Annotated in this window: 1 protein-coding gene and 1 pseudogene; both read left to right on the top strand. The window is 69.5% G+C overall.

The features are described from left to right. Positions 1-12: 12 nt before the first annotated feature. Positions 13-426: pseudogene (locus tag ACFYXH_RS41440) on the top strand (hypothetical protein); the annotation flags it as partial. 3 nt (positions 427-429) lie between these two features. Further along, positions 430-13,497 carry an SDR family NAD(P)-dependent oxidoreductase gene (locus ACFYXH_RS41435; RefSeq protein WP_389574771.1) on the top strand — a complete coding sequence of 4,356 codons (13,068 nt, stop codon included), beginning with the start codon at positions 430-432 and terminating at the stop codon, positions 13,495-13,497. Positions 13,498-13,509: the final 12 nt, after the last annotated feature.

Genomic DNA, 13,509 nt, shown 5'->3' with positions numbered 1-13,509 from the left:
CTCACCCAAGCCATCGCCCACGCACACGTCCACGGGACAGAACTCGACTGGAACGGCGTCTTCACAGGCCACCACCCGAACCGCATCGACCTCCCCACCTACGCCTTCCAACACCAGCACTACTGGCTGGAGCAGACTGCCCCCACCGGCAGCCTTGTCCCTGCCGGTCTGGCTTCGGTCACGCACCCGCTGCTCGGCGCGGCGGTCGCGCTTCCTGCAACAGGAACAATTCTGCTGGCCGGCCGTCTCTCGCTGCAGTCGCACAACTGGCTTGCGGATCACTTCGTGATGGGCGTTCCGGTGGTGCCCACATCCGTCCTTGTGGAGCTGGCGACTCAAGCCGGCGACGAAGCCAACTGTGGTGCGTTGGCGGAGTTGACCCTTCAGGCTCCGCTTGTACTGCCCGCGCAGGGTGGCGTCGCCCTCCGCGTGACCGTGGACAACGCCGACGAACACGGGCACCGGACGATCGCGATCTACTCGCGTGCCGAAGAGGCCTCGATCGACGAGCCGTGGAAGTGCCACGCCACGGGTCGCGTCACCGGAGAGGCTCCGGATGCCGACATTGATTTGTCGGTGTGGCCGCCGCAGGGTGCCGCGTCCATCGACGTGGATGCGATCTACGAGCGCCTCGCACAAGCGGAACTGGCATACGGACCGGCCTTCCAGGGCCTGCGTGCGGCTTGGCGCCTCGGCGGGGACGTGTTCGCCGAGGTCGCACTTCCCGAGGGAACTGCGACCGACGGCTTCGGACTGCACCCCGCACTCCTGGACGCCGCCCTGCACGCACTGCCGCTGGGTTCGCACGAGCGGGCACGTATCGCCTCCTCGTGGAACGGTGTGTCGCTGTACGCGTCGGGCGCCTCAGCTCTGCGCGTGAAGCTGTCCCCCGCCGACGGCTCGATCGTGGCCGCCGACGAATCGGGCGCACCCGTATTCGCCGCACAGTCCGTCACCTGGCGCGAGACATCGGCCGAGGAACTGGCAGCCGGCCGTGGCGGGTTCCACAACTCCCTGTTCCGCGTGGACTGGCCAGAACTGTCGGTGCCGTCGGTCGAGCCGAGTACGTGGGCGGTGCTCGGCGAGCCCGGCGTCTTTGCCGACGGCCCGCTGTTCTCGAGCCTGGCCGAGCTCACTACCTCCGACACGATCCCCGAGGTCGTCTTCGCTCCCCTCGCGGCGTACGAAAGCACGGACACAGCCACCGCCGCACACCAAGCCACACACCGCGCGCTGGCTCTCGTGCAGGGCTGGCTGGCAGAGGACCGCTTCGCCGACTCCCGCCTGGTGTTCGTCACCCACGGCGCAATCGCTGCCGACTCGGCCGACACCGTCAGCGACCTGGCCAACGCACCCATCTGGGGCCTCGTACGAACGGCCCAGTCCGAAAACCCCGACCGCTTCGTACTCCTCGACACCGACGACAAGTCACCCGAACTCAACTCGCTGTGGCCGCTCCTCGGCTCCGACGAACCCGAAGCCGTACTCCGCAACGGCGCCATACGTGCACCCCGCCTGGCCCGCCCGACGATCACCGAGACCACCACACCCCTGGACGCCTCCGGCACCATCCTCATCACCGGCGGCACCGGCGCCCTCGGCTCCCTCGTCGCACGCCACCTCGTCACCCAACACGGCGCACGCAACCTCATCCTCACCAGCCGCCGCGGCCCCGACGCCAACGGCGCACCCGAACTGGCCACCGAACTGGCCGAACTCGGCGCGGACAAGGTAGAGATCGCCGCCTGCGACGCTGCGGACCGCGAGGCCCTCGCAACCCTCTTCGCCGCCGTCCCCGCCGAGCGCCCCCTCACCGCCGTCATCCACACGGCCGGTGTCCTGGACGACGGCGTCATCAACTCCCTCACCCCCGACCGACTCGACGCGGTCCTCCGCCCCAAGGCCGACGCCGCCCTCAACCTCCACGAACTGACAAAGGACCTGGACCTCTCCGCGTTCGTCCTCTTCTCCTCCGCCGCCGGTGTCTTCGGCGACGCAGGTCAAGCGAACTACTCGGCCGCCAACACCTTCCTCGACGCACTCGCCCACCACCGCCATGGGCTCGGCCTCCCCGCAACCTCCCTCGCCTGGGGCTTCTGGGAGCAGCGCAGCGGGATCACCGGACACCTCTCCGCCGCCGACATCGAGCGCATCAAGCGCTCCGGCATGCTGCCGATCTCCTCGGAGCTCGGCATGTCGCTCTTCGATGCTGTCGTCTCGTCGTCGGACGAGGCGCTGCTCGTACCCATGCCGCTGGATCTCGCCACACTGCGCGGCCAGGGCGCAGCCCTCCCGGCGCTGCTGCGCGGTCTGACCGGATCTCCGGCCCGCCGCGTGGCCGGCGGGAAGGCAGCGAGTACCGAGGCGTCATCGCTGGCTCGCCGCCTCGCCGGGCGTCCGGAGGGCGAGCAGAGCAGCGTACTTCTCGACCTGGTACGTACACACGTCGCAGCCGCTCTGGGCCACGGCAGCGCAGACGCTGTTGCGCCGAAGCGCGCATTCAAGGAGTTGGGCTTCGACTCCCTGACCGCCGTCGAACTGCGCAACCGCCTCAACGGCGAGACCGGACTCCGACTCCCCGCAACACTGGTCTTCGACTACCCGACGCCCGCCGTGCTCGTCGACTTCCTGCGCACCGAACTCCTCGGTGCCGCAGAGACCGCCGTGGCCACTCCGCCGATCCCGGTCGGCACGGCGGCCACGGACGACGACCCAATCGCGATTGTGGGCATGAGTTGCCGCTTCCCGGGCGGGGTGTCCTCCCCCGAGGAGCTGTGGCAGCTGCTGATCAACGGTCGTGAAGGGCTCTCGCCGTTCCCGACGGACCGCGGCTGGGACGTCGAGAGCCTGTACGACCCCGACCCGGCGAAGACCGGCACGACCTACGTCCAGGTCGGCGGCTTCCTGGGGAACGCCGGCGACTTCGACCCCGCCTTCTTCGGCATCTCGCCGCGCGAGGCGCTGGCCACCGACCCGCAGCAGCGCCTGATGCTCGAGGCGGCCTGGGAGGCATTCGAACGTGCGGGCATAGACCCCGATTCGATGCGCGGCAGCCAGACCGGCGTCTTCGCCGGTGTGATGGCCACCGACTACTTCCCCGGTCTTCAGTCGGTTCCCGAGGACCTGGAGGGCTACCTCAGCACCGGTACGTCCGGCAGCGTCGCCTCGGGCCGTATCTCGTACGCACTTGGCCTTGAAGGCCCCGCGGTGTCCGTCGACACGGCGTGCTCGTCCTCGCTCGTCGCACTGCACCTGGCCGTGCAGTCGCTGCGCCAGGGCGACTGCTCGCTGGCCCTGGTCAGCGGTGTCACCGTGATGGCCGGCCCGGATACGTTCATCGACTTCTCCCGTCAGCGCGGCCTCGCACCCGACGGTCGCTGCAAAGCCTTCGCCGGTGCCGCGGACGGCACCGCGTGGGCCGAGGGTGTGGGCATGCTGCTGGTCGAGAAGCTGTCGGATGCACAGCGCAATGGCCACAAGGTGCTTGCGGTGGTTCGCGGCTCCGCCATCAACCAGGACGGCGCCTCCAACGGTCTCACCGCTCCGAACGGCCCGTCGCAGCAACGCGTCATCCGCCAGGCACTGGCGGGCGCGGGCCTGTCCACGGGCGACGTGGACGTGGTCGAGGCGCATGGAACGGGAACGCGGCTCGGCGACCCGATCGAAGCTCAGGCATTGCTGGCCACGTACGGCCAGGGGCGCGAGGCCGACCAGCCACTGTGGCTGGGCTCGGTGAAGTCCAACATCGGCCACACTCAGGCCGCTGCCGGTGTCGCCGGTGTCATCAAGATGGTCATGGCGATACGGGAGGGTGTCCTCCCGCAGACCCTGCACGTGGATCAGCCGTCGCCCGAGGTCGACTGGTCGGCGGGTGCGGTGTCGCTGCTGACCGAGGCGCGGGACTGGCCGGAGACCGGGCGCCCGCGGCGGGCCGGTATCTCGTCGTTCGGCCTGAGCGGGACAAACGCACACACGATCATCGAGCAGGCACCGGTCGAGCACTCCGATGCGGTGGCAGTGGCTCCGGTGGTTGGTGGGGTCGTTCCGTGGGTGCTGTCGGGCAAGTCTGAGGACGCACTGCGGGCTCAGGCTCAGCGGCTGTACTCCTTCGTGGAGGAGAACTCCGAGCTGGGTCTCGCGGATGTGGGTTACTCGCTTGCGGTGTCGCGGGCGCGGTTCGAGCACCGGGCCGTCGTCACCGGCACTGACCGGACTGAACTCCTCGCCGGACTGAAGGCGTTGGTCGCCGACGATCTGTCGGGTTCGGTGACCACGGGCAGCGTGGGCCGTGGGCGGGTTGCGTTCCTGTTCACCGGGCAGGGCAGTCAGCGGACCGGGATGGGCCGGGAGCTGTACGAGACCTACCCGGTCTTCGCTGAGGCCTTCGACGAGGTCTGTGCGCACTTTGACGGGCACCTTGAGCGTCCGCTGAAGGAGCTCGTCTTCGGCACGGACAACGCGGACTCCGGTCTGCTGGACCAGACCGCGTTTACGCAGGCTGCGCTGTTCGCGGTCGAGGTCGCCCTGTTCCGACTGGTGGAGGCGTGGGGACTGACCCCGGACTTCCTGGTCGGCCACTCGGTCGGTGAGCTGGCTGCCGCGCACGCAGCAGGCGTCTTCACGCTGGAGGACGCCACGAAGCTGGTGGCTGCGCGCGGCCGGCTGATGCAGGCCCTCCCGACCGGTGGTGCCATGGCTGCGATCCAGGCCACCGAAGCCGAAATCCTGGCGACGGTCGAAGGCCGGGAGCACGAGATCGCCATCGCCGCGATCAACGGCCCTTCGTCCGTCGTAGTCTCCGGTGACGAGAACGCTGTCGTGGAGGTGCTGGAGTACTGGCGCGGCCAGGGCCGCAAGGTCCGCCAGCTCCGCGTCAGCCACGCCTTCCACTCCCCCCGCATGGAACCCATGCTCGACGAGTTCCGCACCATCGCCGCAGGAATCTCGTACGGAACCCCGAGCATCCCGGTCGTCTCCAACCTCACCGGCCAACTGGCTGCACCTGAAGACCTCGGCACCGCCGACTACTGGGTACGCCACGTCCGCCAAGCAGTCCGCTTCGCCGACGGCATCACCTACCTGGCCGAGCAGGGCGTCACCACCTACCTGGAACTCGGCCCCGACGGACCCCTCTCCGCCATGGCCCAGGAAACCCTCCCCCACACCGACAACACCCTCTTCACCCCCCTCCTGCGCAAAAACCGCCCCGAAGCCGACACCCTCACCCAAGCCATCGCCCACGCACACGTACGCGGTACAGAGCTAGACTGGGACGGCGTCTTCGCGGGCCACCACCCGAACCGCATCGACCTCCCGACCTACGCCTTCCAACACGACCACTACTGGCTCCAGGCAACAGCCTCGTCGAGTGACGCCACCAGCCTCGGACTCGGCACGACCGAGCACCCGCTGCTCGGCGCTACCATCGCTCTCCCCGAGACGGACACCACCGTCCTCACCGGTCGGCTGTCTCTCCAGTCCCACCCGTGGCTGGCCGACCACATCGTCATGGGTACGGCAGTGGTGCCGAGTGCGGCGCTGGTCGAGCTCGCGATCCACGCCGGCGACCAGGTCGGACACGGCACGGTCGACGAGCTGACGCTCCAGGCCCCGCTGGTCCTCCCCGAGCGCGGTGGCATCGCCCTGCGCGTGACCGTGCAGGAGGTCGACAAGAACGGTCGCTGCTCGGTGCGGATATTCTCCCGGCCCGAGGAGACGGAAGCGGACGAGCCGTGGGTACTCAACGCGGACGGCACGCTGTCCGCCACGGCCGAAGGAGAGTCTTTCGACCTGTCGGTGTGGCCGCCGCAGGGTGCCGCTTCGGTCGACGTGGTTGAGATCTACGAGCGCCTCGCACAAGCCGATTTGGCATACGGCCCGGTCTTCCAGGGACTGCGCGCCGCCTGGCGACTCAACAACGACATCTACGCCGAGGTCACACTCCCCGAAGACACCGCCACCGACGGCTTCAGCCTCCACCCTGCACTCCTCGACGCAGCCCTGCACGCACTGCCCCTGAACCCGACCGATCAGCCACGCATCACCTCCTCCTGGAACGGAGTCTCGCTTCACGCCTCCGGCGCCAGCACACTCCGCGTCAAGCTCTCCCCCGTCGACGGCTCAGTCATAGCCGCCGACGAAACAGGAACACCCGTCCTCACCGCACAATCCATCACCTGGCGCCGGCCCACCACGGACGAACTCACCACCGGACACAGCCCGTTCCACAACTCCCTCTTCCGCGTGGAATGGCCGGAGACGGCGATCCCGACGCCGGGCGCGAGCATCACGTCGGCCATTGTCGGCGCCAACTCCATCGGTCTGGCCGATGCGACCGTGTGTGCCGACCTGGCGGAGCTGGCACAGGCGGAAGCCGTGCCTGCCGTGGTGTTCGTTCCGCTCACCGCCACGGCCACGGCCACCGACACCCAATCCGAAGCAGACGTCGCGACTGCCGTTCGCTCGACCGCACATCACGTGCTGGACCTCGTCCAAGGCTGGCTCGCCGAGGACCGTTTCGCCGACTCCCGCCTGGTATTCGTGACGCGCGGCGCAGTTGCGACTCATACGGACGAAGGCGTCAAGGACCTGGTGAACGCCCCCACTTGGGGTCTCGTGCGGTCAGCGCAGGCGGAGAACCCGGAGAGGTTCGTCCTCCTCGACATGGACACTCCCGACCCCGATCTCACCCCTGCCAGCACCGATGGCGCGGCGACGAATGCCGAGGCCGAGCGCCTCATGGCCGTCGTCGCCGCAGGCGAGGAGCAGGTGGCTCTGCGCCAGGGGAAGGCTTTCGTTCCGCGCCTGGCCCGCTTCTCCGCCCAGGGAGGGGAGCCGGGAACCGGCATCGACAGCCGGGGCACGGTCCTGATCACGGGTGGCACCGGCTCGCTCGGCGCGCTGTTCGCCCGTCACCTCGTCACCGAACACGGCGTACGCCACCTCATCCTCACCAGCCGCCGTGGTCGTCACGCTGAAGGCGCCGACGAGCTGGCCACAGAACTCAGCGACCTCGGCGCGACCAGCATCACCATCGCCGCCTGCGACGCCGCGGACCGCGAAGCCCTCGCAGCCCTCTTCGCCGCCGTCCCCGCCGACCGTCCCCTCACCGCAGTGATCCACACGGCCGGTGTCCTGGACGACGGCGTCATCAACTCCCTCACTCCCGACCGACTCGACGCGGTCCTCCGCCCCAAGGCCGACGCCGCCGTGCATCTGCACGAGCTCACGAGGGATCTGGATCTGTCCGCGTTCGTCCTCTTCTCCTCCGCCGCCGGCGTGTTCGGCGAGGCCGGGCAGGGCAACTACTCGGCCGCCAACACCTTCCTGGACGCGCTGGCAACCCACCGCCGCGCCCTGGGGCTGCCCGCCACCTCCCTCGCCTGGGGCTTCTGGGAGCAGCGGAGCGGGATCACCGGACACCTCTCCGCCGCCGACATCGAGCGCATGAGGCGTGCGGGGACCGTCCCGCTTCCCTCCGAGGTAGGGCTCGCGATGTTCGATGCCGCCGTCCAGGGCACGGAGGCGACGCTCGTCCCGATCCCGCTGGACCTTGCCGCACTGCGGACACAGGGCAGCACCGTTCCGGCGCTTCTCCACAGGCTCGTCGGCACGCCCGCGCGGCGTACGGTCCGGACCGAGGTCGTGGCCGCCGGGTCGGGTCTGGCGCAGCGCCTGGCCGGTCTCTCGCGCAATGAGCAGGACAACGCACTGCTGAACCTCGTACGTACGCACGTGGCTGCCGTCCTCGGTCACGGCGGCGCGGACGCGGTCGAACCGGGCCGGGCCTTCAAGGAGTTGGGCTTCGACTCGCTGACTGCCGTCGAACTGCGCAACCGCCTCAACGGCGAGACCGGGCTCCGGCTCCCCGCAACGCTGATTTTCGACTACCCGACGCCCGCCGCACTCGTCGAGTACATAGGGGGCGAGGTTCTCGGACAGGGTGCCGGGACGGCACTCGCCGTCGCCTCCCAGGTCGAGACCGTCGTGGCGACGGACGACGACCCGATCGCGATCGTGGGCGTTGCCTGCCGCTACCCGGGTGGCGCCACCTCGTCCGAGGCACTGTGGCGACTGCTGCTCGCGGGCGAGGAGGGCCTGACGGACTTCCCGACGGACCGCGGCTGGGACCTCGATACCCTCTTCGACCCCGATCCCGACCGCGTCGGCACCACCTACGCCAGGGTCGGCGGCTTCCTCGAGAGCGCCGGCGACTTCGACCCCGCGTTCTTCGGAATCTCGCCGCGTGAGGCGCTGGCGATGGACCCGCAGCAGCGACTGCTGCTCGAAGCATCCTGGGAGGCGCTCGAGCGGGCCGGGATCGACCCTGCGTCCATACGCGGCAGCCAGACCGGTGTCTTCGCCGGTGTCATGAGCTCGGACTACTACCCGGGCCGCGACTCCGCCCCGGAGGGCGTCGAGGGCTACCTCGGCACCGGTAACTCGGGCAGTGTCGCCTCGGGTCGTGTCTCGTACGTGCTCGGTCTTGAAGGCCCCGCGGTGTCCGTCGACACGGCGTGCTCGTCCTCGCTCGTCGCGCTGCACCTGGCCGTGCAGTCGCTGCGCCAGCGGGAGTGCTCGCTGGCGCTGGTCGGTGGCGTCACGGTCATGGCCAGCCCGGACACGTTCGTCGACTTCTCGCGTCAGCGCGGTCTCGCACCCGACGGCCGCTGCAAGGCCTTCGCAGCAGCCGCGGACGGCACCGGCTGGGCGGAGGGCGTGGGCATGCTGCTGGTCGAGCGACTGTCGGAGGCGCGCCGCAACGGCCACACCGTTCTTGCCGTGGTTCGCGGTACTGCGGTGAACCAGGACGGTGCGTCGAACGGTCTGACCGCTCCCAACGGCCCTTCCCAGCAGCGCGTCATCCGCCAGGCCCTCGCCAACGCGAAGCTCACGCCCGGGGATGTGGACGCGGTGGAGGCGCACGGCACGGGCACGCGCCTGGGTGACCCGATCGAAGCTCAGGCGCTGCTGGCCACGTACGGCCAGGGACGTGAGGGCGGGGAGCCGTTGTGGCTCGGCTCGATCAAGTCCAACATCGGCCACAGCCAGGCAGCCTCGGGCGTGGCGGGCATCATCAAGATGGTCATCGCGATGCGGGAGGGCCTGCTGCCGAAGACCCTGCACGTCGACGAGCCGTCAGCGGAGGTGGACTGGTCGGCGGGCGATGTCCGGCTGCTGACCGAGGCACGGGAGTGGCCCGAGGCCGGGCGTCCGCGCCGGGCAGGCGTCTCGTCCTTCGGCATCGGCGGCACGAATGCACATGTGATCCTGGAGCAGGCGCCGGCCGTCGAAGCCGAGCCGACTTCTGAGGTTCCTGTTGTCGGTGGGGTCGTCCCGTGGGTGCTGTCGGGCAAGTCTGAGGACGCACTGCGGGCGCAGGCCGAGCGGCTGTACTCCTTCGTGGAGGAGAGCGCTGAGCTGGGTCTCGCGGATGTGGGGTACTCGCTGGCGGTCTCGCGGGCACGGTTCGAGCACCGGGCCGTCGTCACCGGCACTGACCGGGACGAACTCCTCGCGGGAGTACGAGCGTTGGCCACCGGCGAAACGTCCGGCGTACTGACCACCGGCAGCGTGAACCGCGGCCGGGTCGCGTTCCTGTTCACGGGACAGGGCAGCCAGCGGACCGGAATGGGCCGCGAACTGTACGAGACCTACCCCGTCTTCGCGGCGGCCTTCGACGAAGTCTGTGCGCACTTTGACGGGCACCTCGAGCGTCCACTGAAGGACCTCGTCTTCGCCACGGACAACGACAGCGTCGGCCTGCTGGACCAGACGGTGTTCACGCAGGCCGCGCTGTTCGCGGTCGAGGTCGCACTCTTCCGACTGGTCGAGGCCTGGGGCCTCACTGCCGACTTCCTCGTCGGCCACTCCGTCGGCGAGCTCGCTGCCGCACACGCAGCAGGCGTCTTCACCCTCGAAGACGCCACCAAGCTGGTCGCTGCGCGCGGCCGCTTGATGCAGGCCCTCCCGACCGGCGGAGCGATGGCCGCGATTCAGGCCACCGAAGCCGAAATCCTGGCGACGGTCGAAGGCCGGGAGACGGAGATCGCCATCGCCGCGATCAACGGCCCGTCGTCCGTGGTCATTTCCGGTGACGAGAACGCTGTGGTGGAGGTGCTGGAGTACTGGCGGGAGCAGGGCCGCAAGGTCCGCCAGCTCCGCGTCAGCCACGCCTTCCACTCCCCCCGCATGGAACCCATGCTGGACGAGTTCCGCACCATCGCCGCAGGAATCTCATACGGAACCCCGCGCATCCCGGTCGTCTCCAACCTCACCGGCCAACTCGCCACACCCGAAGACCTCGGCACCGCCGACTACTGGGTACGCCACGTCCGCCAAGCAGTCCGCTTCGCCGACGGCATCACCCACCTCGCCACCCAAGGCGTCACCACCTACCTGGAACTCGGCCCCGACGGAACCCTCTCCGCCATGGCCCAGGAAACCCTCCCCCACACCGACAACACCCTCTTCACCCCCCTCCTGCGCAAAAACCGCCCCGAAGCCGACACCCTCACCCAAGCCATCGCCCACGCACACGTCCACGGGACAGAACTCGACTGGAACGGCGTATACGCGGGCCGTGGTGGGCAACGTGTGGAGCTGCCGACCTACGCCTTCCAACACGACCGCTACTGGCTCGAGTCGCTCTCTCCCAGCGGTGACGCCGCGGGACTTGGCCAAAGTGCCACCAGCCACCCCCTGCTCGGCGCCACCATCGCTATCCCCGAGACGGACACCACCGTCCTCACCGGCCGACTGTCCCTCCAGTCGCACCCGTGGCTGGCCGATCATGTGGTGCTCGGATCTGCACTGCTGCCGGGGTCCGTCCTCGTCGAGCTGGCGATCCACGCCGGCGACCAGGCCGGCTGCAGCACCCTCGAAGAACTGACGATCCAGACCCCGCTCGTGCTCCCCCAGCGCGGCGGAAGCGCCATCCGAGTGACGGTGGAGGCCGCCGACGAGAGCGGTCACCGACGTGTGGCGATCTACTCGCGGCTCGACGAGGCCGACGCGGAAACACCGTGGACACGGCATGCCGAGGGCCTGCTCACGGAGGCCATGTCCGGCGGCGACTTCGATCTGTCGGTGTGGCCGCCCAAGGGCGCAACAGAGATCGAACTCGACGGCGTCTACGACGACCTGGAGAGCATCGGTGCCGGCTACGGCCCGGTCTTCCAAGGCCTGCGTAATGCCTGGCGACTCGGCAACGACACGTACGCCGAGATCGCGCTTCCCGAGGGAACTGCGACCGACGGCTACGGTCTCCACCCCGCTCTCCTCGACGCCGCCCTGCACACGCTGCATCTCGACGCGCTCGACGCACTCGACGCGTTCGGCGACGAGAGCAGCAGGATCTCCCTGCCGACCGCGTGGAGCGGCGTCACGCTCCACGCAACGGGCGCTTCCCTGCTGCGCGTACGCATCACTGAGAGCCTGGCCGTACAGATCGCGGATCGCACCGGATCGCCCGTGGCGACGATCGCCGCGCTCGAGCTGCAGCCGGTGACGGGCGACGAGCTCTCCGCGGCCCGCGCCGGATTCCATGAGGCGCTGTTCCATTCCGAGTGGACGCCGTTGGCGCTCGGCACATCCAGCACCGTCGCGCCGGACGTCGCCACCGGGTGGGCCGTACTCGGGGGCGACACCCTGGGGCTGCCCTTCGACGGCGCGGCGTGGTACGCGGATTTGAGCGAGCTGTCCCGGGAGGGATCCGTACCGCAGCTGGTGTTCGCGCCCCTGAGCTCCACGCCCGTATCGAGCAGGTACGCGGCGCAGGGCGACGCACAGGATCTCGCGCAGGCAGCGCACGCCGCGCTGTACCGGACGCTCGACCTGGCGCAGGAGTGGCTGGCCGACGAGCGGTTCGCCGACTCGCGTCTGGTACTCGTGACCCAGGGGGCGGCCGCCACAGGGCCCGACGAAGATGTGCTGGACCTGGAGAACGCCGCCGTTTGGGGGCTGATCCGCTCGGCGCAGACCGAGAACCCGGACCGGCTCGTACTCCTGGACGTACGGAGTGACGAGCTCACCGCCGAGCTGCTCGCGACGGCCGTCGCCTCCGGCGAGCCCGAGCTGGCCGTACGGGGCGCCCAGGTGTCCGCACGTCGTCTGGCCCGCGTCCCCGTCGCCGGGGTGACCACAACAGCCTCTGTCGAGCTGGACCGTGCCGGCACCGCGCTGATCACCGGCGGCACCGGCACGCTCGGAGCACTGGTGGCGCGCCACCTGGTGACCGAGCACGGCGTACGCAACCTCATCCTCACCAGCCGCCGTGGCCTCGATGCCGAGGGCGCACCGGAGTTGGCCGCCGAGCTCAAGGGTCTTGGCGCACACGTGGAGATCGCCTCCTGCGATGTCACGGACTTCTCGGCGCTGAAGACGCTCATGAAGTCCGTCCCGGCGGAGCATCCGCTCACCGCAGTCGTGCACACCGCCGGCGTGATCGACGATGCCACGGTCGGCTCGCTCACGCGGGAGCGGCTCGGCCGGGTACTGCGTCCGAAGATCGACGCCGTGCTCAACCTCCACGAGCTGACGAAGGACCTGCACCTGTCGGCCTTCGTCCTCTTCTCCTCCGCCGCCAGTCTCTTCGGCGAGGCAGGCCAGGCCAACTACGTCGCGGGCAATACCTTCCTCGACGCCTTGGCGCAGCACCGGCGGGCCATCGGACTCGCCGGCACCTCGCTCCAGTGGGGTTTCTGGGGGCAACGCAGTGGCATCACCGGCCACCTCACGGCAGCCGACGTACAGCGCATGGAGCGCGGCGGCATGCTGCCGATCTCCTCGGAGCTGGGCATGTCGCTGTTCGACGTGGCCCGCGAGTCCGGCCGTCCCGTGGTCTCCCCGATGCGCCTGGATCTCGGGACGCTGCTCGCCCACGAAGGCGGCTCGGACGACGCACTGCTGCGTGGGTTGCGGCGTGGGCCCGGCCGGCGCGCGGCCGCGGCCGGCGGTTCCGCTGCGGGCAAGGCTGCACTTGCCGACCGACTCGCCGGGCTCACCGGCGAGGAGCAGAACGCGCTGCTGCTGGAGGCCGTGCGTACCCATGTCGCCGCGGTCCTCGGCCACAGCGGCGGGGGCGGGCTCGAACCGGGCCGGGCCTTCAAGGAGTTGGGCTTCGACTCGCTGACCGCCGTCGAACTGCGCAACCGCCTCAACGGCGAGACCGGGCTCCGGCTTCCGGCCACTCTCGTCTTCGACTACCCGACGCCGCTCGCGCTCACCGGTTATCTGCGTGCCCAGCTGGTGCCGGACAGCGACGGGCCCGACGCCGGCGCCGATCCCGAGGAAGTCCGGATCCGCTCCGCGCTCGCAGCTGTTCCGCTGGCTCGCTTCCGCGAGGCCGGCGTGCTGGATCTCCTGATGGACCTGGCCGGTATGGGCGGTGCGAACCCCGCGCCCGAGGAAACCGACCGAACCGACGCGATCGACGATATCGACGCGATGGACACCGAACACCTGATCCGTATGGCGCTCGGAAACGCCGACTCGTGATGTCTGATGTGT

The organism is Streptomyces sp. NPDC002730 (genome assembly GCF_042888805.1).
Classification (GTDB): Bacteria; Actinomycetota; Actinomycetes; order Streptomycetales; family Streptomycetaceae; genus Streptomyces.
The sequence above is the reverse complement of the archived record's forward strand: the minus strand, read 5'-3'. Positions and strand labels throughout refer to the sequence as shown.